Origin of the sequence: Rhodococcus sp. 14-2483-1-2 (assembly GCF_002259405.1) — a bacterium.
In the GTDB taxonomy this organism is placed as follows: domain Bacteria; phylum Actinomycetota; class Actinomycetes; order Mycobacteriales; family Mycobacteriaceae; genus Rhodococcoides.
On record NZ_NPFW01000023.1, the window covers coordinates 358,226 to 382,102 of the forward strand.

Below are 23,877 nucleotides of genomic sequence, written 5' to 3' on the forward strand. Positions count from 1 at the left end.
TGAGTATTGCACCACTAAATCGAACCAGGTGGTCCGTGTACTTGGAATACCGCCGAGGTTTATCGAATTTGACGAAATGCAGCTTCTGCATACGAAAGTGCTTCGGCGTACCTGGTTCGGACCGCATTTTCGTCGGCGAATCGGTTTGGTTCGCCACGTTGGGTGACCCGGTCTTGGTAATACGTGACGGTTGCGTCACCCAAGCTTGCCGGTCGTATGTCGGTGGTCTGGACTGCGATGGCGTAGTCGACCGGGTCGTCCGTTGTGAGGTTCAGATCGTGACCTCGCTGGTAGAAGCGGTTGATCGCACCTGTGATGTACGGGGCTTCGTTCCGCTGGGCGCGGTATCGGCCTGCGCCGGGAACCACGACCGCAGGACTCTTCCATCCGAACAGATCTTCCGAAGTCCCGTCGAGAGCTGCCCACCACGTGACCTCGCCGTACGAAGCAGTGAGGGCTGCGAGTACGGCCGTGTCGCTTTCGTTGCGCTCGCGGCCGATGTCGATAATTCGGGTGACGGTGTCTTTCTTCCAGTTGTTGACGTCGTACTCGAAGGGATCGAGTTCGGGCGTGGCTTCGACGCTGCTGGTGGCGGTATCGGGGGCGGCAGGTGCGGTGTCTTCGCCGCATGCTGTCAACGCCGACGCCGTGATCGCCACAGCTACGAACAGGCCGAGCGCCGCTGAGGATCTGTGCTGAATCTGCATGTGCCGTCCTGTCTTGTCGTAGTCGAGTGGTCAGTAGCGTAGTTCGTCGATCAACCAGCCCGTGTCGGTGCGGACGAGGGTCAACCAGATGGTGGTCTCCGGTTCGACTCGCGTGGTTGTGGTCTCGGTGGTTGTGGTCTCGGTGGTTGTGGTCTCGGTGGTGGCGGTCTGGGTGATGGTGGCGACGCGGTGGGCGGTGTTGTCGGTGTCGGGTGGGCAGCCGGAGCAGCCGATGGTGGTGTCGGCGATGATGCGAGCGTGTTCGGTGGCCCAGTTCTCCCATTGCAGGCTGGGGGGCACGTCCGTCCCGGTGTTGGTGGTGATCAGGTCGGTGAGGCGGGGTGTGAAGTACTCGGCCGCGCGCCGGAATGCGTCGTTCGGGCTCGTGTCGAGACCCGGAGTCCAGGTGTGGGCGATTGTCATCGCCTGTGCTGCAACAGCATCGGGTGTTCCCGACTCCATCGGATCGGGTGCAGTGTTGGTCGCAGAGCTTTCTGTCGGTTCCGGGGCCGTCGTCGACGGCTGTGTGGGTGCGGGTGTGGCGGTGGTGTCGTCCATGGAGTTGTGCCGCCAGAGCGCGGCCGCGAAGACGACTAGCATGATGAGGCCGCAGACGGCCGCGAGCTTTCGGTAGGTCATAGGACTCGGCGCGCTTTCATGTCGGAGCGGACGGGGGATTGTTTGACGACGTCACCTGTTTGGGGGGCTTCGATCATCTGCCCTCCGCCTAGGGCTAGGGCGACGTGCCCTGGCCCGGTGGATTGGAAATTGCCGAACAGTAGATCTCCGGGGCCTGCCTGGTCGACGGGAATCTCGGTGCCGACGGTCCATTGCTGTTCGGAGGTGCGCGGCAACGTGACCCGTCCGCCGGTGCCCGAGTAGATGGCGTAGCTGGTCAGGCCTGAACAGTCGAATCCGCCGCCGCTGGGGCCGTTGATGTTTCCTCCGCCCCAGACGTAGGGCAGCCCGAGGTGTTGACGGGCTGCGGTGATGACCTGTGGGCCAGCTGGGGATGCAGGGGAGGCGATGAACGCTCCGCCTGCGTTGGGGTCGGTGAATTCTGCTTCGTAGGCAAGGACTTTGGCTACGTAGGGTTTTGTCTCGTTCTCGTAGTCGGGGTGTCCGGATGGCATGCCGCCGGAGCTTTTGACGGCACCGGATCCGGCGTTGTACGCGGCAATGTAGAGGGACTTGGGGTCGCCTTTGACTGATCCGTCTGCGATCCAGGCGTCGATCTGAGCGGCGTTGTCGCACATGTAATGGCCCTGTGCCATCACCGCGTCGCCGATGTCGGAACGGGAGATGACGCCGTTGCCGTCCTCGTCTTTGCCGTAGCTTGCCCAGGTGGAGTCGATGAACTGGGTGTACCCGCGGGCACCGGATGGACTGGTCTGGACGCGAAATCCGCTTTCTGCTTTGGTGTCTGCGGCCAGCAAGGCTGGGCTGATTTGTGGGCACAGTGATCCTGCTTTGCGGAACCATTCCTCGAATTCCTTCGGTACGGAGCCTGCTTTGAGCTGGCCCGCGCCTGGGGTGCCGAAGCCGTTGTTGGTGCAGCCGGCCGATGCCGACGCCAAACGTACGGCCGCTGTCGAGGTGGCGGCGTCGGGACCGGCCGGTTGAGAGGCTGAGGGGGCGGGTGCGCCGTCCGGTGCCGGAGCACCGGAGAGTGGCCCCATCGGGTCGATCGCTGCGCCGCCGGTGAGTTTGCCGCCGGGCCAGTACTCGAAGTGCAGGTGTGCACCGGTGGATCCTCCGGCATTACCGATCTCGGCGATGTGTTGTCCGGCGGTGACCTTGTCGCCGGGTTTGACGTGAATGCCATTCGGCCACATGTGTCCATAGACCGTGGAGACGGCGCTGCCGTTGACGAGGGAGTCGATGACGATCCAATTTTCGAAACCCACTCCGGGGCCTTCTCCGGACGATCCCGCGAGGATGACAGTGCCGTCGAGGGCGGAGTAGACCGGGGTTCCTTCCGGTCCGGCGAAGTCGACGCCGCGGTGCATGGTCCCCCATCGTGGCCCGAATCCAGAGGTAACCGTGGTGGTTCCGGGTGCAGTGGGTAGCCGGATCGGAGCGGATTCGGTGAGATCTGTTGCGGCAGAGGGAGTGCCGTTGCCGGTGGAGCCGCGACCGGGACTGTCGGCGGAGGTGCTGCGGGTGGTGGGTATGCACGGGTGGGGTAGGTCGATCACAGCGCCGGTAGTGCATGCAGACAACACTCCTGCGGTCACCGACAGAGCCAGAGCGACTGCTGCGCAACGTGTTCGGGTAGCGATCGCGAGGTTGGTCATGGGCGGGCTCCGGGCAGGGGCGTGTCGAGATCCGGAATTGGGATAGGTCCGGGAACGGGGGCGGGGGCGAACGTCGGCGCGGGTTGTGTCGACGGAGGTGAGGGAATGGCCGGGGCTGGCGCGGGCGTGGTGCTGGGCAGTACCGACGCGGATGTCGTGGCGGGCCGGCTCGGTGACGGAGGCGTTGTGGCGGGACGAGGTGTGGTGGTCGACGGCGCGGGTAGCGCGGTAAGGTCGATGGTCGGCAGCGGTGACTTCAGTTGCCAGCGGTCATCGGTCTCGGTGAGTGTGGCGGTCAGTGTGCCGGCGCTGGTGTCGATCGCTACTCGTGTACCGGCTTCACCTGAGGTGCGGGTGGTGCGGGTGGGTCCGAGAATGGTCACTGGCGCGGTCGGGCGTGCGCCGGCGATGCGGTCGGTGATGTTGCCGGGGTCTGTGACTGTCGACAGGCGCACCGTCCACTGAGTCGGGGTAGCGGCGGTGTCGAGGAATACGTGTGCGTAGAACATCGCGGCGCGGGCCGGGGTGTCGGTGACCGACGTCGACGAGAGTCCTAGAACCTCGGACTCGGTGACCTCGGCTACCGCCGAGGGTGCCGGGGTGGTCGATGAGGCTGAGTCGGCTGCCACTGTCTCGGTAGCGGAGCTGACTGTGCCGCCTGTAACGGCGGTGATCACGCCGCGGATGGCGACCAAAGCGACCACGATGATGAGCAGTCCGAGTGCCAGTCGAGCCGGGCTGCGGAGGGCCCAGCTTCGTATGGCGGTGGTGATCGGATTGGCGGTGTGCCTCATCGCGAGCTCACGTCGGTGACGGCCGGTCGTCGCCAGGACTGCGGTGACCCAACTGCGCACGGTCGAGGTGCGCGCGGCCGAGTTGATCTCGTTCGAGTACAGCGGTGCCGCTGCTCGGACGAGTGCTCGCAGAAGCTGGTTGTGCGCGAGTAACGCTCACCCACGGTCTTCCGGTACCCGAATTGCTTGTTTGTGCCTCAGATGAGCTGTCAGGCCGGTAGACGGTGACCGGTGCAATGACTGCCCCCGCTCCGCCGCTCCACCGATCACGAGTGGGCTGCGGAACATACAGTTCTGCACCGTCGCCGGTAGAGGCCAGGTCGTAGCCATCGGTGAACGGCTGACCATTCGAGTCGACGGTGGTGTCGCCGCGTAAACCATGTACCGAGGAATGGTCGAAACGGGTGGACACCGAGGACAGGTCGATACCGGGCAACCGGGTGCCGGCGACATCGTCGAGTGGGGCCTTACGCAGATCTGCGGTCACCGAACTGCTCCGACCTGGAGCGTGCAGTGCTGCCATCTGCGCTTCCCGGGAGCGGATGCGATAGTCGTCGGTGCGAGCCTCAGCTTTTGCGCGTCCCTCCTGTCGAACGTGCGCGATATTGGGGTTGATCAGCGAATCCCATTGCCCACCGAAACCTTTCGAGGCGTTCTGATGACCACTGCGGCCCAGCTCGATCGCCTTCTCCGCAATACCCATCGCAGGATTGGCGATCATCGACCCGGCTGTGATCAGGTTCTGCTTCCACGATCCGTGGCGTCGACCGTGCAATGCACCGCCGATCGCTCCGCGACTGTTCTGGGTGATGGTCTGCGAGAGTCGTTTGAACGGGCGCATCACCATCCAGAACACTGCGGTGAGGATGATCAAGAACCACAATCGCCACGTCCCGTCGACCTGGACCGCGTCGTCATAGAGCTTGATCAGGGCGAACAGATAGATCGACATGATCACTGCGGCGGCGAACGCCCACAGATAGATCGAACCGACGATCCGCCCGATGCGGGCGAGCAACGACCCGGAAACCACGGCCATCGGAATCCACACCGGCGCGGTCAATACAGCCAACCGAATCGCCAGTAACGCAGATATTTTCAGCACCGACGCGCCGATCCACAACAATGACGGCATGGCGGTCTTGACCATCGACAGGAACCCGATGGAGACGCGCGAGGAGTCTTTTCCCTGAAAGGTGTAGTAAGACAGGCCATTTTCTTCGAGCGGCGCGACCACCTGATCCTGGAACATCTTCTTCTTCGCCTCGTCGATCTCCTTCTGCGCGGAATTGTCATCCTTGATGCGCTGTTGTTCGTCGTAGGTGTAGGCCAACGACATTCGCAGCGTCGGCCACAATTTCGCCATGGTCTCTTCGCTGGCGTTGGAGCCGAAATAGCCTTTCCGAATATCGGGATTGATGATGTGGTCAGTGATCACCAACCGCGGATCTTGATCGGGACCGCCGACTCCAGCGGCCTCGAAGATCTGGCCCTGGGTGTCGGTGACGAACGACATCAAGGTGTTGTCAGCAATGGAGATCGCCTTCTGTGGCGCTCCGACCATCAACCCGCCGAGCGCGAGACCGGCGGCACCGATCGCGAGCTGCCGGGTGACACCAGCGGCATCCGACCGCAATGCCCGGTAGAGCACGATCAAGCCCGCCACACCGATACCGATACCGAGCCAGGGCCCGAAGATCGCCGGCCGCAGTGCATCCGACATGGCATACACGATGCCGTCGAACTGAGCGATCGCGCCCTGACGTCCGTTCTGCTCCCCTTCGGCGGGCGTATTGGCCTGGTCGTCGAGCCAGAACGCGGCCGCGGCGAACGATTGACCGATGGTGAGGAAAGTGTTGCCGAGGTCGGTCTTGCTGCGCACCAACGACACTCCGGTGATGTCTTCACCGCAACCGAGGTCGTAGGTGTACCACTTGAGCCCGGCCCATCCATGGGTGCCGTATCCGGTGCCGTCGAAACCAGGTCCGGTCGGAGCCTCAGCAGACGACGAGTCGAACACCGCCTGTGGGGTGGCGTTCGGTGACTGCGGGGCGGGGACTTCCTTGCACTCGAACCCGTCCGCCCACGCCGCCGGAGCGGGACCGAACACCAACGACAACCCCAGCAGTGCCGCCACCACGGCCAAACGCACCAGCTTCAATACCAGGGGCACACGCCGTAAGCCCGCGCCGTCGCAGTACGACTGTGGCGATCTTGTGAACGCTCGTGGCATGAAGTGTCCTTCGGCAGGTGCGGCAGTCGGTCGGATGGGAGACAAGGCCGAAAAGGGGCCAGGGTCAGTGGGCTTTGGCGCGCGAGTCCAGGACAGCGGCGACGTGGGCGAGGTGGGTGAAATGGGTCCAGGAGGTCCGCACGAGCTCGATGTCTCCGCCGAGCCGCACCAGGTAGGTCCGGGCCTGGTCGGTGCCGTCTCGCTCGGCTCGCTGCCGGCGGGCCTCGTTGGTCCGCTTGTCGTAGGTGCTCGACCGGCCTCCGCCGAGACGGTCGAAGACAGCCTCGAATCCTTCGTCGGTGTCGAGCCCGAGCAGCTTCAGTGCATTCTCCCGAGCGCCGGCCGACGAACCGATACGGCCGATGATGATCTCGTCGGTCTGCTGCGATTGGTCCTGGTCACTGTTTCCCTCGGCCAGATTCAGGAAGTCCGCCGCGAGCTGGGAGAGCACGAACGCCCGCACCCGAAACTTGCGGTTGTCGCGGGACAGACGCATGTTCAGGGTGCGCCCGGCCGCGGACTGGTTCAGATACCGGTTCTCGTCGAGGAACAGCAACTTCGCCAACGCAGGAGGCTTGTCGTAGACCAGACGCATCGCCAACCATGCCGCAAGCCTGATCAGCGGGGTCGCCATGCGTTCGGTGGCGGTCTGGCGACTGGGATCGCCGCTGTCGTCGATCTGCAGACCGGGCATGGTCAGGATCGTCACGCGGGAATCGGCAATCGCGGAGTAGGTGTGATCGCTCGGCCCAGCGCTCTCGCCGCGGAAGAGAACCTGCGCGGCAGCGAGTTTGGACATGGTGCGAAGTTGGCGTCCTGCCCGCCCGGCCGCAGCACGTACCTCGGCCGAGGCGACGGCCGAACCGGGCTCCGCGGAACTTCCGTCGTTGATGCCGGTGCCGGAGGGCACGGCCGCGAGGTGGTCGAGTTGGTCGAGAACGTCGTCGAGGGCGTTGTACGGTCCGCCGCCGACAGCGTCGATAGCGGTACGGATGGCGTCCTTGGTGTCGCGGTCGGTGCGGTCGTCGGAGTCGAGCATGTCCAGCAGCACCGATTCGGCGAGTTCTTTGCGTTCGGCTTCGGCAGCCTCGCACGCGGCGCGGTAGGCGCGGGCGGCGGAGGCACGGGGATCGGGGGTGTCGGCGTAGGCCGGGTGATCGCTTCGGTAGGCAGCATCGTCGGGGTTCGGCTCTGCCACGACCTGGTAGACGTTGAGCAGGCCTCGCCGTGCACCGCTGCCAGTGAGTTCGTAGACGGTGGTGAACGGTGCCAGCTCGGGCAGGTGGGCGAGCTTCTGCAACCTGCCCGACGGGTCGAGGATCACCGCGTGCGCACCCATCCGCACGGCTTGGTAGGTCAGCATCCCGGCGAGGTGGGTCTTGCCGGCACCCTGGGTTCCTACGATCGGCGTCAGCCCTGATTTGTCGAAGAAGTCGTGCGCGGCGTACAGGTTCCAGCAGACCGGCCTGGCGCTGATGGAGGCCGTCTCGCCGAGATAGACACCTTCCTCGTCACCGATGCGGTCGGAAGCAGCGGATTGGCCTGCAGAGGCGGTGATCACGCTCATGCGCCGCTTGTGGGCGGTGTTGGCGATGGCCTCGCCCGGCATGAACTCCTTGAGCAGATGGAATTGACCGTTCTCGACGACAAGTTCGATGTTGGGTCCGTAGCGTTTCTGTAGCGAGGAGACCCGGTCGCGCACCTGCTGAGGGGAGTTGCCCGACACCGCCACGCGCCACCATCCCGACACTCTGGTCGAGAGTGGGCCGCCGTTGCGCATCTCGGTCTCGAGCTGACGGGAGAGCTTGTGCTGCGAGGCCAGGGAATCGGGAGGTGTCTCGTCGTGCTCGACCGTGTAATGCCGGTACTGCGATTCGATGGCGTTGCGTTGTTTGCGGATTTCAGCGAGGGTTTCCTCGCGGGTGTGCAGGGTCAACCGCTCGGACCATTCGATCGGTACTCCGATCTCGTCGCCCTGGATCTGCCACGGCGAGGCCTGCTCCGGTATCGGCAGTGCCGCCATGCGGCCGACAGTCAGGACGGTGACGTACGAGCGGTGATTGCGGCCGTCGACCTGAGTTTCGACGACCGTGTGACCATCGCCCGGTGTGTAGGTCATCTCGGAAATTTCGCTCAGTGCGGGCAGGTCCTCGAACGCCCACCCCGCGGGTGCACCTGCAGGGGCCGGATCGGACAAGGCGGTGCCGACCGCGGCCGATCGCCGCAGAAGGTAGTCCATCGCAGCTGCGTCAGCGGGAATGGCTTCGACACCGGGGGAGAGCATGACGCGCTCGAGGTCGACGATGTATTCGGCGGCTGCAGCCTGTTCGTCGCGCAGCACCTGCTCGGACCACTGTGCGAGACGCCGACCCAGCCAAGGAACGCCGGCGGACATGTCGGCGGCGTCGACGATGGCACGGGCCATAAGCGAACGCCGGTGCAGCTCGATGCCCCAGTATCGCCGTTTACGGGTCGGGGACCCGTCGAGCATCGCCATTTGGTGCCCGACCAGATAGTCCCCCCACGGCAGCCCTTCGGGGGTGTCGGGCAAGGGATTCTCGGCCAGCGCAGCATGTGCCTGCGCCCAGTCGGTGACCGGCCACGGTTCGAGCACCGTCCGCCGATGCAATCGTGTGACACCTTTGGCGCGTAGCTCGGCGAGCACGAGCGCTTCGTCACGGATGAACTGGGCTTGTTCGGTCATCGGACGCATGTTCCAGGTGCCGGGGGACTGGACGAACCAGATCGTGGCGTGAGTATCGGTGACGGTGACGTTGCCGAGTACAGCCCGCAGCCGCCAGCGCATCGACTTCTTCAACCGTGCTCGTCCACCCGGCTGTTCGCTGGCACGGGCATCCGAGGAGTGTGCACCGGCCTGCTTGCCTGTCTTGCGAGCGCGGCGACGTTGCGCACGACTGAGCTTGTCCGACGGCGCGTCCTGTTCGTTGCCGGCGACGCCGTCGTCGGTATACGCGATCGGGGCAGAGTGCTGCGCGAGAGCGGAATTCGACCACGCGTACTCGGCGTCTGCGCCGGAATCTCGGAATCGGCCCTCGCGCCGGCCCTGTTGGCGCTCGGTGGCCCGGTTGTCGGTATCGGCGGTGTGGAGACCGGCGTTCTGCGCGGCACGTAACCACGACGCGGGAAGCACCGGCGGCAAAGCACCGGGCGGTGGCACCAAATCGGGGCGGTCATAGCGATCGTTGGGGTAGGTCACCGGGAGGCCGCTTTCTCGCTGCTACGTGTAGGTGTGGGGTCGATGCGGATACGTGCGAGCTGTTCCGAGAGCGCCACAGTGTGTGCCTGGCGCGTGGACCGTTTCGTCGATTCCGGCCGCGGTGAGGTCAGGTCGTTGAACGCTGAGCGCACCATCGAGGTGGTTGTTCGTTCGTGGCCGAGGTATTCCAGGGATCTGCGCGTGAGCCAGTAGGTGGCCCCGCCCCATGCCGTGAGAGTCCACGTGTTGATCGGCAGACTGATGATCGGATACAGCACCAGATACATGCCGAAGGCGACCACTGCACCGAACCCGACGGCTTGATGTCGTATCGGCCGGGGAAAGGCTCTCCCCGGTGGCCCGAGGTAGTGCTGGTCCACGCGGAACATTTCGTCGTCGGTCTCGATCACGATGCGCTCACTTCCACCGATGGGGTGTGGGGTGTGGGGTCGATGGCAAGCGGAAATCGTTATCCGCGACGTTCTTTGATGGCACGACGGATGGCTATGACAAGTGCGACGCCGATGACGACGCCGCCGAGGATGGTCATGACAGACATAGGGTTCTTCGCTCTCTGCGGTCAGGGATCGGGGAATGGCGCTGTGCTGCTGTACTCAGAGGCCGGGGACGATCAGCCGTGCCAGCGCTGTACCGGTGTTCAAGGCAATGTCGGGTCGGGCGGAGAACCCGAACCACATCAACCCCATCGTCGACAACGCCACCACCGTCACCACACCCGACCAATTGGACTTCATGCCCTTGGTCAGAAGCACGATCGCACCGAGCCCCAACAGTGGCGGGAGAACCTGCGACTGGAGGAACGTTCCGACGCCCTTGGTCTCGATCCCGCCCCCTCCGTCCCGAGCCTGCGCGAGGACAGACACGCCGGTGTCGATGGATTCGCTGACACCCACCGTGGAATGCACGGCGTGTGCCGCGTCGAGAAGTTGGTAGAACATGGCCGCTCCCAATTGGATTCGAATAGCTCTGCAACCACGACCGTGACAGGGAACCCACCCGACACCAAGAACACGTGCACGCGCTCGGGCGTGTCGCGCACAACGGTGCGGCCCGTGGCGGGATGGGATGTGTACGGGGGGTGCGCATTCGGAGATGTGCACGTGAAGGAAACCTGCGGTGGTTGGTGATGCGCACTTGGAGGGCAGTTGTCATGCCGCGCGCCCCGGCCAGAAACCAGTCGGTCGAGCCGAGGTGTGGCGTTCTGTATTGGAGCGCGTTGTGTGTGAGTGCTGCAACGGACGCGGGCAATGGCCGGGCCGTGAACGTCACCTGCGTCCGTCTCGGATCGTCGTCGGCGCGGCCTGCGGCGTATGTGAAGTCGGCGGTGCGTGTACCCGTGCGGGGCTACGCTGTCGGCCTCGACCCCTAGGAACTGTTGAGTCAGTTCGGGTTAGCACTGGCGCGCTGTCGCGAACTACGCCGGTGTCCGGCATGGGAGTCAACGGCGCGGACGTGGGTGTGCGTAGACGGTGAGCACGGGAGTGGGAACCGGGCCGTGCACGACGCGTGTGCACAGGGGTGGATTCGGCGGCGGTGCAAGCCTCCCCCTTCGGGGATCACTCCCCCCGGCGTTCCTTGGGGGGAGTGTAATTCCAAAACAGCGCTCGCGAAACCTCTTTGGGCAACACCCAGGTCAGCAGGGCGTCGGCCGAGGTGCCGCCAAGGGTACGCCCGACTGCGCAGCATGGGTGCGTTCGGTGCCTGCCACGGGCTTGCGCAACCGTGAAATCGTTGTGTCGCGAACTGGGTGCGGCGGTGTGCGCACCACATGTGCACCCCCATCTGACCGCATGTATTTCCACAACGTACCCAGCGTGTGCACCGCAGTGCGGACGCGGTGTGCACACCCCAACGAGACGATCGAAAAGCGTTCTGCAAAGGCAGGTTCGCCCTCCGCGTGGCGGTAGCGAAGACCGCGACACGCCCGACCGCGTGCACACGTTCTTGGTGTCGAGTTGCTTTGCGGTTTCACTGGTGCCCAGTTCGATGTTCCGCTCGGACACGCCCCGATGTGGCCCAGCGGTTCGGTTGCGAGATTCGAGAGAGGAGCGGGGCATGGCATCGAAGGACCCAGTGGGCGCGTTCTTTCAGGACCTGTTCGGTGACCAGAAGCGCAGCCCTGTCAGCTCCCGATCCAAATCCGCCAACAGCAAAGAGCCGAGTTGGATTCGCCCGTACGTTCCGCTGTCTGCATTCGCGGCCGGGCTCGCGGTGTTGGTGTGGTGGGCACCGAATGTGTTGACAACCCCCAACATCACCGACATGTATCCCGGTTCGATCACGCTCGCAGAAACCCTCAGCGAGATGCGATCACGAATGATCGCGGTAGTGATGATCGCAGTTGTCTTCGATGCAGTGCGCGTGGTCCGCCGTCGCCACAGGCGAGTGTTCGCAGCGGTCTGCGCCCAAACCACCGGGCGAACCCCGCAAGCAATCCGCCTGGCACCAAAAACATCTCGACACTCGACGCCACGCGCTCAGATTTCCTTGGACCCAGGTTCGGTGATTGATGAAAAGAAGCTCGGCTACCTCCGGTCTGCCGTCACCGCCCTGTACGACGGTGTCCCGCCCGAGACACGAGCACGAGCACGTGCCGTTGCCGTGGTCGACATCGTCGTCGGTGGTCGCCTGAGCAGTTGGACCGGTGGCCGCAGCGAAGCATGGGCAACCCTGGGGCAGTGGGAATACCGTGTCGACTACGCGGCGGCAAAGGCGTCGATCTCGATCACCCGGACACTGATTGCACCGGACCTGCGCAGCGAGCGACACATCATGATCGCCGACCTGTTCAGCGACGGAAAGACACTCAAAGACGCCCATGTCTTGGTCACGGATACGGGCGAGGACGGCGACGACGTGGGATTCGAGATTTCCTACAAGCGGACCTTCGCCTCCGGCGACAAGGCAAACCGCAGCAAACTGACCGGCTCGCTACTGGAAGCGCTCGGTGACCACCCGTCCGGACAACTGTGGCGGGTGCAGTGGCTCAAGGATCGCCCGGCCATCACAGTGGCGCTACGTGCACCGTTGCCGACGATGATCCTGCACCGCGCCGCAGTCATGGCATCGCAGCTTCCGGTGCCTGCTCTCGACGACCGAGGAATCGGCCCGCAGGATCTGGCGTGGCCCTTGGGAGAGGCTGCCCTCGGCGCTGGCGCATCGAGCGGAGCGGACGGCAAGTCCGGTGCACTGTCGCTGAGCAAGGCGACGGCACTGTCCGGTCGGCGTATGCACATTCCCTATGCCACTGCCGAAGTGGACGACGAACTGGTTGTCGCGTACTGGAACATTTCCTCGAAATCGAACGCCCCACACATGCTCGTCGTCGGCCCGACCGGTGGTGGCAAGACCGTTCTGCTCACAACCTTGATCACCGAGCTGTCGCTGCGCGGGGTGGCCTCGATCCTGGTCGATCCCAAACGGATCGAACTTCATCAGTTCCTCGGCTACCGAGGTGTTGCCGCGGTCGTCTTCGACGCTCTGCGCGCAGCGCTGCTTATCGAAGCGCTGTATGCGGAGATGATCACCCGGACCCGCTACATGCAGAAGCACCGCATCGACGGCGGTGAGATGCCGCCGCTGGTGGTGATCCTCGACGAGTTCTTCATCCTTTCCGCCGCCTGGTCGCACCTGAAAGCCAACGGCAACGACATGGAGAAAGAGATCATCAAGCGCGCCGACCCATTGGGCCGGATCGGACAGCTGGTTGCCTTGGCTCGCTCGACCGGAATCCGGCTCGGACTCGGTGTGCAGCGCCCCGACGCGCAACTGTTCGGTAAGGACGCAGGCGGCGTGCGCGACAACTTCCAGTCCCGGGCATCGCTTGGACGGATGAGCACCGACGGAAACATCATGGTCTGGGCCATCGCGTCGGCAGGTGACGGTGTCGACACGTCCATCGCAGGGCGCGGAACTGTCGGCGTCGGTGGGGAACCGGCGGTCGGACAGGTGTGGTTCACCCCCAGCGTCGACACGCACTCGGCGGTGCGCGGGAAGCTCAGCGCCGAACACCTCTCGGCGGTGGAGTCGCTGCTCCCCGACTCCGACGCCCCGGTGTATTGCTTCTCCGACGAGCTGGCGGTCTACCTCGCTGACGAGCACGCTCTCGTCGAGGTGATGGGTGCCGATGTGCATGAGCCGATCGCGGTCACGGCCGGCACGTCCCGCGCGGAGATCGAGGGACGCTACGCGCTGGCTGATTCCATCGCAGACGGCGTCGCCGTCGACAGCCTGGAGCCGGGAATGTCGATCGTCCTCGAGCTACCCGGAAGCGCCGAGCCGCGCGTTGTCGACGTTCTCGCAGTCGACGTCGTGCGACCTGTTGTCCGGTCGGGCCGCGAGTCGGGGTACCGGGTCGAGGACGAAGGCGAAGTGCGCGTGCAGGTCGCCGCCGAGTCCGGTGGTTCCCGCCGGACAGTCGATGTCATCACCTACAGCGGCCTCGACACCGTCATGCTCGCCGCCCCCGAACTCGCCCCGACCCCCACCTGATCCAACCGACCGACCCTCACGGGTCACCGCACACCCATCCAGTTGAAAACCGAGAAAGGCACCCAACAATGGCCGCACGACAGATCGAACGAGCAGTACTCCTCAACCGTGAAGACATCGACACCATCAACGCGCCCTTCGTCAGCAAGGGACGCTCCGATCCGTTGATCAAGGCGTTCGGAGCGGCGCTGCGCAAGTCTGCACCGGAATGGCTTCGTAACCTGAGCCCCGACGGCGACACCATCTCCACACCACGGCTCGAAGAACTACGCGCGGGGATCGAACGCCGCCGAGCCCTGATCGACCTACTGCCCGACGGCGAAGAGAAAGACGCCAACCTTGCACCCCTGTCCGAGCTGGAGCAGTTGGTGCGCGAGCTGCTCGGTGAACTCGACGGCGGGATCGGGGAGTCGGTGGCCTCGTGATGACAGCAACACCGATCAGGGTCGCCATCGACTCATCGGGTCTGCACGCGACAGCCCAAGTTCTCGACGGGCCGCAACCGAGTGTCGATCTACGCGGCGCGGACAACGACGCACTGATGACAGCGGTGTTCGAGCACGCGAACGCTCAAGCGCGTGCAACGGGCACGACGGTGACGTTGGAGATCGACGCTGGACCCGAGACCGCACCGGTGCGTGTGGAAGTCGACCCCGACCAGAGCGTGCGCACCGTCGCCACGGGTCTGTCCGAACATCGAGAGCCAGCCACCACCGGGATGGGTACCGCAGCCACCCGCCCCGCCTCACGCCCCTCATCGGTGGTGCGCGTCCCCGGCGACGCTCCACCTCCCGACCCTGAGCCACCACCACACGAGGCACCGCGACGACGTTTCGACAGCGAGGACTCCGACCGTCGGCCCGCAACGCGCCAACCGCGCCCGACCTCGGAGCACTACTCCCCACACCACGACACCATCGGCACCGCGCCGCAGGCGTCGGCAGCAAGCCTTCGAGGCGTGGTGCCGACAGGCCCTGCGCGCCGGGGAATGCGGGGGCGGCTCAACGCTGCCCTCGGACTCAAGCTCACAGCCAGTGTCGACGAGCAAGGCGTACGGGCAGCGGAGTCGACGATCTCCGGCCCGGTCCCGGACAGGGCGGTTGTCTCGGTGATCAACGTCAAAGGCGGGGTCGGCAAGACCCCGCTCAGCTTGGCTCTCGCCTCTCAGATGGCGACCCACCGTGGACCGGGAACCGTTGCCGCGGTCGATCTGGGGGAGTCGAACAACTCGTTCGCCGACCGGATCGTCACCCCAGGTCATCCGAACTACGGCACGGTCGGCTTGCTCGACCTGCACGAGAACACCGGCGGGGCGATCACCTCGGCGATGTTGAGCCGTTACTTGACGCGTCAACCGTCCGGTGAGGACGTTCTCATCGGACGCGACGATGTCGGGTTCGACCTCGGCTTCGACGACGCCGACGCACTGGCCACGCTGTTGTCGCATTTTCGGGATCTGCTGGTTGTCGATACCGGCAACGGAGAGAACGCCGGCCGCTGGCAGTGGGCAGTCGCGACGGCTCAGGTCGTACTCATTCCGGTACCGCTCCGCGCCGACGTCGTCGCGGTCGCTCGCCGCATGATCGGGCGTATCGCGGCCCGCCGACCCCACGGGCTCGCCGGGGTCATGGTGATCATCACCGACGGACCAGGAGACACCCCGGACATCGAAGCCGACCAGATCGAACAGCTCACCCGAGGCGACGGCATCGAGGTCGTGCTCCGCATGCCGTACGAGCCGGTCTTCGCCTCCGGCCAGCCGATCACCTCCGCCAGTCTCGCTCTTCCCACCCGAGATGCACTGACGCGTCTGGGAGCACACGTCATCACCGCGCTGACCGGACCGAGGACGACATGACCCAGCCGAGCACACCCCACGCACAACGCGCGCCACGCAGCATCGCGCGGCCGATCCACAGCCCTGAGGGCTCCGTCACCGACCTGAACGCGGTAGCTACGACTCGATACGAGAGAACGTGCGCCGTGCTGCAGGAACGGGCGGCGATGGACTGATTCGGTCGACCACCCGAGGCGATAGCTCTCGCTGTCGATTGGTGGTCACCCACGACGAACAACCCTGTCCAGAAGGGACATTCGATACCCATGCAACCACCGACAGCTACCACCGCCTCACCGAACTACGCACTCTCGGCTGACCGCGTCGATGAGCGAACCGCAGCAGACGGTCGCCACCATTTCCGCGACGAACTCCCTCGACCCCGCCCCGGAGTCGGCCGGCATCGTCGACGACCGGCCTCTCGCGTCGGTGTGGCGATGTTGGTCGCCGCCGCCGCCACTGCGGCCGGTCTCGTTCTGGCCCCCGTCGCCTCTGCCGATCCCGGCCAGGGCGGAGTCACCGGCGGCACCGCCGGACAGGGCGGCGTCACCGGAGGGAACAGCGGTCAAGGTGGAGTGACTGGAGGCGGCAACCCCGCACCCGCACCGGCACCGGCTCCGGAACCGGAAATCATTCCGGCCCAGAACCAGAACTACCTGCCGGGCTACACCGCATCCCCCACCGTTCAGGAATACGGCTACCGGTCCTACAACACCGACTACAGCAGCGATTCCTACGCCGCCGACTACGACACGGCCTACTACGCCGCGCCCACCGCGCCGACAGTGACCACCGACGCCCCGGACGCCGGCCCCGCAGCCGCACCCGAGCCCGCACCGGCACCGATTCCGACGGTGCAGAAGAAAGTCATCCGTCCGGTCAAAGCACCGGAGAACACGGTGATCATCGGCGGAACCGCCTACGCACGTCCGGATTTCGTGGACCCAGTGTTCGCCGACCAGTTCAACAACACCACCCAGGCGATCCAGGCCGACGGTGCCAACGCTCTGATGAACGCCGGTCTCGCCGACGCACCACAAGCTGATCGTCTCGCGGCCGGCACCGCGGCCGGCGCACTGACCGGTGCCGCGGCCGGATTCGCGGTCGGTCTCGTCCCCGGAGCAGCGATCACCGCGGGTGGCGCTGCGATCGGTGCAGGACTGGGAGTCGCAGCCACCCCAGTGCTCACGCCCGCGATCGTGTGGGCCGGTCCGATCGGCTACGTCTTCGTACCGGGTGCTGCAGCTCTCGCCGGTGCTGGTGTCGGCGCAGCGATCTCCGCGCCGATCGTGGCCACCACCACCGCTGTCGGTGCCGGCGTGGGAGCGCTGATCGGGGCCGCAGCAGCCGGCGGCGAGAACGCCGTCATCGACGAACCCGCGGTCATCGACGAACCCGCGCCGTTGCCGGCACCCGCGCCTGAGGCAGCCCCTGCGCCCTCAGCGTCCCCTGCGCCCTCAGCGTCCCCCGCACCATTGGCTGACATCACCCCGGCCATTCCGGGGGCTGCACAGGCCGTAGAGACCGCCCAGAGCACGATCGAGCAGGCAGTCCAGCAGGCCCCCGCAGCGGTCGAGACCGTGCGGGATGCGGCAGCGTCGACACCGGCAGGCAGTCAGGTGCTCGAGGCGGTCGATACGGCCGACACTCAGAATGCACCCGCGATCGACCAGGCGCGCTCGGCGATCGACGCCGCCATCGCCGGTCTGCCCATCTGACCCCAGCAGCACCCGGTCAGATATCGAGACCGCCACCGGGTCCCCGCTCCACGCTCCCCGCCGCAGAACGGGGACCCGGCGGCACCCGCGCTGGACCGGACTACACCCACACCCCCTGGGACGGTCCGGCCCAGCGCCCACCCAAGTTCCATTCTTCTTCTCGACGACGAGGTGACCGATCCCGATGCGCCGCACCACCCGCCACCCCGCAGTAACCGACCTCCTCCACGACGCTGCCCCTACGTCGTCGACGTCGGCCACGCAGCCCGGCCGCAAACGACTGCGCCGAACACCCGTACTCGTGGCAGGAGTCGTGGTGGCGATAGCGGTGGGCACCGGATTCGGTGTATCGGCACTGACCGCCGACGACACGACAGCACCCGAGACAAACACCGTCGATAACGCTATGCCGGAACAAGATTCGGGACTCCCTGTACTGAACCTGCCTTCCGCTGAACCCACCACCACCGCCGCTACCACCACGGCTACGGCTACGCCGACCGCCGAAGCCAGCATCGGCGGCGACTGCGCGGCCGAACGAGGCGACCAGAAGAGCGGTGCCGGAGTGATCCGTGCGTTCCAGTACGCCTACTACATCCGCCGCGACGGAGCCGCCGCACGGGCATTGGCGACACCGACATCGTCGGTCCTCGATGCCGCAGGCCTTCAACAGAACATCGACGCCGTCCCAGCCGGGGCCACCTACTGCCTGGCGATCACCGACGTCGACGCCACGATCCACCTCGCCCGCATGACAGTCCTGCAGCCCGGCCAACCCCCGAACTCGTTCACCCAGACCATCACCACCGAAAACCTCGACGGCACATGGTTCGTCGCCACATTCCAACAATGACCACCCAGCCAACCGACAACGACGACAGCGAAAGGAGGCGAGAGAAGAGACATGTGGATCTACCAACAGATCTGGTGGCTTCCGAGCGTGCTGCTCAGCTGGCTCCAATAGTCCGCTGAACACGGACACACCGAATACGCCCCCACCACAACCCCCGAAAGGACACACGATGACCGACGCCACTACGGAACTCGTGCACATCGGCACCGGTCATCGTGCCCACCGGCACTGCTTCACCAGAGCAGTGCCGGTGGTCGCAGCACTCGCGATCGCAGCAACAGCAGGCTGCAGCTCGCCCAGCGATGACCGACCAGCGACCGTTACCCAACCCTGGACAGGGGTCTCGGTGACCGGCAACGCCCTCGACCTCGCCGCGATCGTCGCCGGCACCACCGACCCCGACGGCACCGACCGCAGCGGCCTGAGCGTGATCACACCCGCAATCGCCGCCGACCGCGTGCACGCCAGCTGCACCGACGCCTCGGCCGCACACCTCGATATCGACGACTGGCACATCGAAATCAGCACCGACACCGTCACCGTCGACAACACCAGCCGCGGCCTACCAGCGTCCGAACTGCACACCACACCGATCGAAGGAGCCGACCAGGCGGTCACCTGGCACCCGGACGGGCGCGTAGACATCACCGCAGCCGCCGACACACCCGCCGCCTGGAACACCCACGGCCGGATCTACATCGGAGCCACCATCGCCTGCCCTTCATGACCTACAACACGACCTGAGCGGAGAAGTGGCAATCGTTGTTACAGAGAGGATTACGTGAATGAGTCTCGGCCCCCACGCCGGTCGTAGCCATCTAGGCCGTCCGTACCGCCCCCGCCGCCCCGACACAACAGTCGATCGACCACAGGCCGCACCCCTTGGGTTTGCTCGATACGGAACAGCTCGCCCCCCGCTCGACCGCCGATCGGTCTCGGACTATTCAGAGCAGGCCGGTGATCTGCAGTCGACGACCGAGCGTATCCACCGAACTCTGTTCAGTCACTACAGAAAAGGCTGACCATGACTGCTCGCAATCTCACTGCCCGCTTAGGTCCGGTCGCTGCCGTTGTCGCCGATCTACAGCTCGCGTCGAGTGCACCTGTCGTACCCGATCCCGATGCCATTGTGACCGCCGCGACGCCCCCGGAGCAGGTCGTCTCGATGATTGTCGACGCGCAGAATCAGTGCCGCATCGCGTTCGGCCACGACTGTGACGACATCGACGTCGAGAACGCAGCGGCGGAGGCCCTCCGCGTCGTCGACGCACTCGTATCAGGGCAATCGTGCGGCTACACCCTGAGCAAGCGGGAACGCAGCGAAGGCATCCGCACCGCTCGGGTGTACGGCATCGCCCGCAACACGTTCCTCGACGTCACCGGCATCGTCACACCAATCGATATGTTCCGTCGTGTCGCCCAGCTGATTCTCTGGATTGCGCTGCTCGTCGCGACGTCGGCCGCGTTCAATAACGTTGGCTGGTCGAACATGCTGCGTCGCGGCGGCGTCTCGGCCGACGCGTTCACCTCATCGTTCTTGGCAGTGCTGCAGGAGAACCTTGTGGTGGTCGACCTCGTCGGCGTCGGCTGCCTCGCCCTGTCGATTGCGCTGGCAATAGCGACGGTTCGAGCGCGTCCCGCTGTCATCCGGATCGGCGTCCTGATCGTCGACATGGGGCCACGGGTGCTGGCAGGTCTGGCCGTCGCAACGGTGATCGGGCTGGCCATCGTTCACGGGCCTCGATACATCACCGGGATCTATCAATTCGGTGCTCAGAACTGACGAGATGTCCTCGAACTTGCGACTCGTTCAACGATTGTCGTTCGTCTGATCTGTCGCAAAAGAAATTGAGCATCAGTCGATATGAGAGGAGCCAGCTATGCCGCGTCTGATGTCCGTCGCCCTCACCACCGACCAGGTGCTCGACCGGAGCAAAACCGTCACACGGCGAGCCGGTTGGACGGCGCTCTCTGTCGGAGATCGGGTCACCCTGTGCCGCAAAGTGATGGGCCGACGTGCGGGGGAACCACTCGACCGGATCGTCACGGTCGACGTGGTGTCCGTCCGCCGAGAGCGACTCGACACTGTCACCGCCGAAGATGTCGCCGCCGAGGGCTTTCCCGACATGACCCCCGAGCAGTTCGTCGACTTCTTCTGCGCCGCCCACCCCGCGATCGGCCCTGCCGACCTGGTCACCCGAATCGAATGGTCCTATCCCACAGACGAAGTAGAGGAGCGATGATGTGGGCGGCCGTGGTAGCAGGGTGGGCGTTGGTGTCAGTGCTCATCGCGGTCACCGCGGGTAGGGCCATCGACGCTGCGGAGTGCGCTCGAATCACCGACGGCGCTCACGCCGCGGCCTGCGCCGGATGTGGTGCCGCGATGAAGGGCCGCATCGCCGGGTGGAGCATCGTCGTCGACGAGAACTACTGCCCTGACTGTGCTGCGGTGCGTGAAGACACTTGGGGATACCGATGATTCGGCCGTTACCAGCCCATATCGACAGCGATCATCAGATCATCACCACGCTGATCGGCCGCGCTACACACCTTCCCGCCGGCGATCCGCGTGCGCGTCGTTTGGCCACCGAGGCGCTGGCGCTCGCAGGGGCAGTCGGGCTGCCGCTGCTGATCGAAGAGGCCGAGGGAGTTCTCGGCCGTATCGACCACGACACCACCTGCTTGTGGTGCAACGAGATCCCAGGTGCGCAGACCCCGACCGAATCGTTCTGGTGCTGTAATTGATCCGAATTCGAGTGCTAGGCAGCAGGCCTTCTGAACTGGTGAAACGACACGTCCCGCAAATCCCCGGCCGCAGCTTGTTCCCGACCCGACCGTAAGCGAGAGTCTGACCAACGTCATTCTTCCTGCGTTCTCCGCCGCATCAGTCATCATCCTCGTCCGCCATTGCCTTACCCATCCTGTACGACACGTAAGCTGCGACGATCAGCCAGAGCAAGACCAGGGCTGACAGCCCTGCTGGGAGGTACGGGATCTCCACCTTGCCGTCGCTTGCCTTCGAGTTGTAGATGCCCAAGCAAATCACTGCGCCGACCAGCACCACACCTAAGCCGAGCCCGGCGAGCGGATTTATCTCGCTACCGGTCATCTGAATCCACAGCCACTTAAAGAACGGTTCCTCACGGGACTTGTTGAGGCGGTCCAGCTTCCGAATCTCGCGTGCGACCGAGACCTCGATCACCGCTCTTTGAGCGGGGTCGTCCAGCTTGCCGACGATGTCGACCAGAGACTTGAGATTGTCGTGCGGCGTTTTCCGCGCATTCCGAGTCGCAACCCACCCCGCGAACAGGCCCACCATCAGCGGGATCAGGACCTTCAGCACCTCGAGCATGTCGCAGATCATGCCCTGGAACACCCTCAGCGGGATAGCTCAGTCGGTAGAGCGCCTGTCTCATACGCAGGATGCTGCGGGTTCGAGTCCCGCTCCGGCGACCACCCCCTTGCCCCGCCCATCCCCGGCTGTCGATCCGCGCGGCGCAGCAGAAATCCGGCAGAGGGTGGCTCGAACCGTTCGTGTCGGTGCCGTCGGGAAGACTCCATATCGAGATGACCGCGAATAACGGGTGTGTGGAGGAGCGTCGCATGGTGAGGGCTACGTCGGGCGAAATCCTCTGCGGTGCGTCCGTCGACGAGGTGCGCACATGGGCGCGGGGGATGGTCGCTCCGGGCGCAGCGGTCATCGTCGATGTCGAAACCACCGATCTCGACGGTGCCGTGATCGAGGTCGCTGTCATCGACGCGTCCTCCGGTGATGTCCTGCTCGACACCCTGGTAGACCCGGGACCTGTCCGAATAGCACCCGAAGCGGCTGCTGTGCACGGCATTTCAGCAGTCGACCTTCTTTACGCCCCTCCCTGGTGCGACGTAGCTTGGCGGATGTGTGCGGCAGTGTCGGGGCGGGTGATCCTGGCCTACAACGCAGACTTCGACCACGGCCGCATCGCTGCGGCTTGCCACCGAGCGAATGTCGTATGCGACATGACCGATCGTGCCCGGTGGCAGTGTGTGATGGCTGCACGATCCGTGGCCGCAGGAACGCGCCTCAGGCTCGCAGGCGGTCACCGGGCCCTCTCGGACGCGCACGCCACCCGTAGCGTCCTGCTCGGGCTCGCAGAGGGCCGCGCAGCCGCCTAGCGCCGTGCGTTCGGACCACACCGCATCACGCGCTCGCTCGGAGCTGTCGAATGCCGGTTTCCGATAGAGGCAACGACACACACTGAGCGTGTATTGTTCGGGTATGCACACTCATCCGACAACCTCTACCGATCGGCTCTGACATGGTCGGCAAGAACCTGTTGACGACCGCCGAAGCTTTGGCCCTGATCGAAGAGGTGTCAGGCTCGGCGATCAAGCCGGACACCTTCTACAGCTACAGCAAGCGCGGCCAAGGGCCAGCCCCGAAAGAGAAGGTCGGGCGAACGGTGCTGTGGGACAAGAAAGAAATCGAGAATTGGGCGCGGAATCGACCGGGCCGCGGCACCAGAACCGATCTCACCCGCACACGATCCGGACGACAAGACGACCGCCCTAGCACGTAGGCAGTCGCGGATTCGCGACGAGCTGGCCGCGAACGTGAAGGGCAGCACACAGATGACCGGACAAACAACGGAGAGCAGGTCACATCAACGTCAAGTGGTCATGCACCCCAGTGGGTGCGATACCCAACGAGAGCATCCACGCGCAGTGATTCGATCGAGAAGGTAGGACATCACCGATGGCGTTCTGGTGGGCGAGCCAGGGAAGCAACTACCCGGCCGCGATCGCGCAAGGCTCGTTGTGGACGTGCGTCAACGTCAACGGCCGGCTGCCGCAGGATCGAGCATTGCTCCAGCAGATACGTCCGGGCGACATCGTCTTTCACCACTATCGCGAGTATCTGCGCGCAGTCAGTACCGCGAGCTCGCGGTACAGGGAGGCATCGCGGCCACCGGACTACCCGACCGAGCACGAAAACCTCGACGACGGCTGGCAGGTGGACGTCGAACCGATCGTCACCGACCTGCAGCTGCATTTCAGCCGAGTCGCCGAGCTGCTACCCCACGGGAAACCTGGACCGCTCAACAAGAACGGCGTCCCGCAGCAGAAATACCTGTCGGCTCTGACCACCGAGCAAGGGAGTGCACTGCTACGTGAACTGGGCCTGCTCGACTCCGTCGACACGGACGACGATCACGGTGTCGGCACCGAGTGGCCCATAGCGGCCACCGACGTCGCAGGATGGACTGCGCGTCGGGTCGAGCAGACCGCGCTGCGTCTGAGCCTGTTCGAGGGACGTACGGACGGGGAGTGCGGGATCTGCGGTCGGACTCTGCCGGCCTCGTTGCTGGTGGCCGGACACATCAAGCCTCGCGCCCTGTGCACCGACGCAGAGCGCCTCGACTTCCCCTCGGTGGCGATGTTGACGTGCACCCTCGGGTGCGACGCCTTGTTCGAAAACCGCTACATCACAGTCGATTCGAGCGGGACCATCGTCCCAGGGCGTGCATCCGAACATCCCGCGGTTGCTGAGTCCGTCTCTGCGCTGGCAGGGCTGCGCTGCCTCGCCTACACCGAAGCGCGAGAGGTCTACTTCAACGCTCACCGCGATCTGACGTTCGTCGGCGTCGGCAACAGCACGGTGGCAGCGAGCGTGGCTCTGTAGTCGGTGGCTCCAGGCGGTCGTGGACGTGTCGTTTCCGCTGGTGGACG

The 23,877-nt window shown here is 64.9% G+C and carries 22 protein-coding genes and 1 tRNA gene; 14 read left to right on the plus strand and 9 right to left on the minus strand.

Features of this window, described 5'->3' with window-relative positions; genetic code table 11:
* Positions 1-59: 59 nt before the first annotated feature.
* From CH295_RS26905 to CH295_RS26940, 8 genes are all read right to left on the minus strand, one after another.
* Positions 60-707: a hypothetical protein gene (locus tag CH295_RS26905; protein ID WP_094742485.1), complete on the minus strand. Its 648-nt coding sequence runs from the start codon at positions 705-707 to the stop codon at positions 60-62.
* A gap of 30 nt (positions 708-737) precedes the next feature.
* Complete coding sequence (locus tag CH295_RS26910) at positions 738-1,346, minus strand: hypothetical protein (protein WP_094742486.1); 609 nt, start codon at positions 1,344-1,346, stop codon at positions 738-740.
* Positions 1,343-3,004, minus strand: coding sequence for a peptidoglycan DD-metalloendopeptidase family protein (locus CH295_RS26915; protein ID WP_094742487.1), 1,662 nt, complete (start codon positions 3,002-3,004; stop codon positions 1,343-1,345). Before CH295_RS26915 ends, CH295_RS26910 begins: the two co-directional genes overlap by 4 nt.
* Positions 3,001-3,798 (minus strand): hypothetical protein, encoded by a 798-nt coding sequence (locus CH295_RS28465; RefSeq protein WP_141217110.1) that lies wholly within the window; start codon positions 3,796-3,798, stop codon positions 3,001-3,003. The genes CH295_RS26915 and CH295_RS28465 overlap by 4 nt, the downstream gene beginning before the upstream one ends.
* Before the next feature lie 7 nt (positions 3,799-3,805).
* Positions 3,806-5,971: a hypothetical protein gene (locus CH295_RS26925; RefSeq protein WP_094742489.1), complete on the minus strand. Its 2,166-nt coding sequence runs from the start codon at positions 5,969-5,971 to the stop codon at positions 3,806-3,808.
* Positions 5,972-6,095: 124 nt separating this feature from the next.
* Positions 6,096-9,248, minus strand: a complete 3,153-nt coding sequence (locus tag CH295_RS26930) for an ATP-binding protein (RefSeq protein WP_094742490.1) — start codon at positions 9,246-9,248, stop codon at positions 6,096-6,098.
* Positions 9,245-9,658 (minus strand): hypothetical protein, encoded by a 414-nt coding sequence (locus CH295_RS26935; protein WP_094742491.1) that lies wholly within the window; start codon positions 9,656-9,658, stop codon positions 9,245-9,247. Before CH295_RS26935 ends, CH295_RS26930 begins: the two co-directional genes overlap by 4 nt.
* Before the next feature lie 204 nt (positions 9,659-9,862).
* Positions 9,863-10,207 (minus strand): hypothetical protein, encoded by a 345-nt coding sequence (locus tag CH295_RS26940; RefSeq protein WP_094742492.1) that lies wholly within the window; start codon positions 10,205-10,207, stop codon positions 9,863-9,865.
* 1,117 nt (positions 10,208-11,324) lie between these two features.
* On the opposite strand from CH295_RS26940, the gene CH295_RS26945 reads away from it, so the two are divergent.
* The 10 genes from CH295_RS26945 (at position 11,325) to CH295_RS26990 (ending at position 20,913) form a co-directional block, all read left to right on the plus strand.
* Positions 11,325-13,760 (plus strand): FtsK/SpoIIIE domain-containing protein, encoded by a 2,436-nt coding sequence (locus CH295_RS26945; RefSeq protein WP_170946107.1) that lies wholly within the window; start codon positions 11,325-11,327, stop codon positions 13,758-13,760.
* A 68-nt stretch (positions 13,761-13,828) separates the two neighbouring features.
* Entirely contained in the window at positions 13,829-14,185 is a 357-nt protein-coding gene (locus CH295_RS26950; protein WP_094742494.1) for a hypothetical protein, read from the plus strand.
* The gene (locus CH295_RS26955) at positions 14,185-15,618 is read left to right on the plus strand and encodes a CpaE/TadZ family protein (protein WP_094742495.1); all 1,434 of its coding nucleotides are present in this window, start codon (positions 14,185-14,187) and stop codon (positions 15,616-15,618) included. Before CH295_RS26950 ends, CH295_RS26955 begins: the two co-directional genes overlap by 1 nt.
* Positions 15,619-15,863: 245 nt before the next feature.
* Positions 15,864-17,315, plus strand: a complete 1,452-nt coding sequence (locus tag CH295_RS26960; protein WP_094742496.1) for a hypothetical protein — start codon at positions 15,864-15,866, stop codon at positions 17,313-17,315.
* Between the two features lie 184 nt (positions 17,316-17,499).
* Positions 17,500-18,168: a DUF8176 domain-containing protein gene (locus CH295_RS26965; protein WP_094742497.1), complete on the plus strand. Its 669-nt coding sequence runs from the start codon at positions 17,500-17,502 to the stop codon at positions 18,166-18,168.
* 169 nt (positions 18,169-18,337) lie between these two features.
* Entirely contained in the window at positions 18,338-18,895 is a 558-nt protein-coding gene (locus CH295_RS26970; RefSeq protein WP_094742498.1) for a hypothetical protein, read from the plus strand.
* Positions 18,896-19,192: 297 nt separating this feature from the next.
* Complete coding sequence (locus CH295_RS26975; protein WP_094742499.1) at positions 19,193-19,951, plus strand: hypothetical protein; 759 nt, start codon at positions 19,193-19,195, stop codon at positions 19,949-19,951.
* Between the two features lie 97 nt (positions 19,952-20,048).
* Positions 20,049-20,411 (plus strand): ASCH domain-containing protein, encoded by a 363-nt coding sequence (locus CH295_RS26980; protein ID WP_094742500.1) that lies wholly within the window; start codon positions 20,049-20,051, stop codon positions 20,409-20,411.
* Positions 20,408-20,647 (plus strand): hypothetical protein, encoded by a 240-nt coding sequence (locus tag CH295_RS26985; RefSeq protein ID WP_094742501.1) that lies wholly within the window; start codon positions 20,408-20,410, stop codon positions 20,645-20,647. Before CH295_RS26980 ends, CH295_RS26985 begins: the two co-directional genes overlap by 4 nt.
* Positions 20,644-20,913, plus strand: coding sequence for a hypothetical protein (locus CH295_RS26990; RefSeq protein WP_094742502.1), 270 nt, complete (start codon positions 20,644-20,646; stop codon positions 20,911-20,913). The genes CH295_RS26985 and CH295_RS26990 overlap by 4 nt, the downstream gene beginning before the upstream one ends.
* 139 nt (positions 20,914-21,052) lie before the next feature.
* On the opposite strand, the gene CH295_RS26995 is transcribed toward CH295_RS26990, so the two are convergent.
* A complete protein-coding gene (locus tag CH295_RS26995; RefSeq protein ID WP_141217112.1) occupies positions 21,053-21,520 on the minus strand; it encodes a hypothetical protein in 468 nt (155 codons plus the stop codon).
* 31 nt (positions 21,521-21,551) lie between these two features.
* Between CH295_RS26995 and CH295_RS27000 the strand changes: the two genes are divergently transcribed.
* The 4 genes from CH295_RS27000 (at position 21,552) to CH295_RS27015 (ending at position 23,830) form a co-directional block, all read left to right on the plus strand.
* Positions 21,552-21,624: transfer RNA gene (locus tag CH295_RS27000), tRNA-Met, on the plus strand.
* A 147-nt stretch (positions 21,625-21,771) separates the two neighbouring features.
* Positions 21,772-22,323 (plus strand): 3'-5' exonuclease, encoded by a 552-nt coding sequence (locus CH295_RS27005; protein WP_252342219.1) that lies wholly within the window; start codon positions 21,772-21,774, stop codon positions 22,321-22,323.
* Positions 22,324-22,466: 143 nt separating this feature from the next.
* The gene (locus tag CH295_RS27010) at positions 22,467-22,727 is read left to right on the plus strand and encodes a helix-turn-helix transcriptional regulator (protein ID WP_094742505.1); all 261 of its coding nucleotides are present in this window, start codon (positions 22,467-22,469) and stop codon (positions 22,725-22,727) included.
* A 176-nt stretch (positions 22,728-22,903) separates the two neighbouring features.
* Positions 22,904-23,830: a hypothetical protein gene (locus tag CH295_RS27015; RefSeq protein ID WP_094742506.1), complete on the plus strand. Its 927-nt coding sequence runs from the start codon at positions 22,904-22,906 to the stop codon at positions 23,828-23,830.
* Positions 23,831-23,877: the final 47 nt, after the last annotated feature.

What these genes read in the sequence shown, in the direction of transcription:
- CH295_RS26980 (WP_094742500.1), top strand. Translation starts at nt 20,049, where the DNA reads ATGCCGCGTCTGATGTCCGTCGCCCTCACCACCGACCAGGTGCTCGAC.
- CH295_RS26975 (WP_094742499.1), top strand. Translation starts at nt 19,193, where the DNA reads ATGACTGCTCGCAATCTCACTGCCCGCTTAGGTCCGGTCGCTGCCGTT.
- CH295_RS26955 (WP_094742495.1), top strand. Translation starts at nt 14,185, where the DNA reads ATGACAGCAACACCGATCAGGGTCGCCATCGACTCATCGGGTCTGCAC.
- CH295_RS26995 (WP_141217112.1), bottom strand. Translation starts at nt 21,520, where the DNA reads ATGCTCGAGGTGCTGAAGGTCCTGATCCCGCTGATGGTGGGCCTGTTC.
- CH295_RS26915 (WP_094742487.1), bottom strand. Translation starts at nt 3,004, where the DNA reads ATGACCAACCTCGCGATCGCTACCCGAACACGTTGCGCAGCAGTCGCT.
- CH295_RS26965 (WP_094742497.1), top strand. Translation starts at nt 17,500, where the DNA reads ATGCGCCGCACCACCCGCCACCCCGCAGTAACCGACCTCCTCCACGAC.
- CH295_RS26905 (WP_094742485.1), bottom strand. Translation starts at nt 707, where the DNA reads ATGCAGATTCAGCACAGATCCTCAGCGGCGCTCGGCCTGTTCGTAGCT.
- CH295_RS26970 (WP_094742498.1), top strand. Translation starts at nt 18,338, where the DNA reads ATGACCGACGCCACTACGGAACTCGTGCACATCGGCACCGGTCATCGT.
- CH295_RS26950 (WP_094742494.1), top strand. Translation starts at nt 13,829, where the DNA reads ATGGCCGCACGACAGATCGAACGAGCAGTACTCCTCAACCGTGAAGAC.
- CH295_RS26990 (WP_094742502.1), top strand. Translation starts at nt 20,644, where the DNA reads ATGATTCGGCCGTTACCAGCCCATATCGACAGCGATCATCAGATCATC.
- CH295_RS26960 (WP_094742496.1), top strand. Translation starts at nt 15,864, where the DNA reads ATGCAACCACCGACAGCTACCACCGCCTCACCGAACTACGCACTCTCG.
- CH295_RS28465 (WP_141217110.1), bottom strand. Translation starts at nt 3,798, where the DNA reads ATGAGGCACACCGCCAATCCGATCACCACCGCCATACGAAGCTGGGCC.
- CH295_RS26940 (WP_094742492.1), bottom strand. Translation starts at nt 10,207, where the DNA reads ATGTTCTACCAACTTCTCGACGCGGCACACGCCGTGCATTCCACGGTG.
- CH295_RS26985 (WP_094742501.1), top strand. Translation starts at nt 20,408, where the DNA reads ATGATGTGGGCGGCCGTGGTAGCAGGGTGGGCGTTGGTGTCAGTGCTC.
- CH295_RS27005 (WP_252342219.1), top strand. Translation starts at nt 21,772, where the DNA reads ATGGTGAGGGCTACGTCGGGCGAAATCCTCTGCGGTGCGTCCGTCGAC.
- CH295_RS27010 (WP_094742505.1), top strand. Translation starts at nt 22,467, where the DNA reads ATGGTCGGCAAGAACCTGTTGACGACCGCCGAAGCTTTGGCCCTGATC.
- CH295_RS27015 (WP_094742506.1), top strand. Translation starts at nt 22,904, where the DNA reads ATGGCGTTCTGGTGGGCGAGCCAGGGAAGCAACTACCCGGCCGCGATC.
- CH295_RS26945 (WP_170946107.1), top strand. Translation starts at nt 11,325, where the DNA reads ATGGCATCGAAGGACCCAGTGGGCGCGTTCTTTCAGGACCTGTTCGGT.
- CH295_RS26910 (WP_094742486.1), bottom strand. Translation starts at nt 1,346, where the DNA reads ATGACCTACCGAAAGCTCGCGGCCGTCTGCGGCCTCATCATGCTAGTC.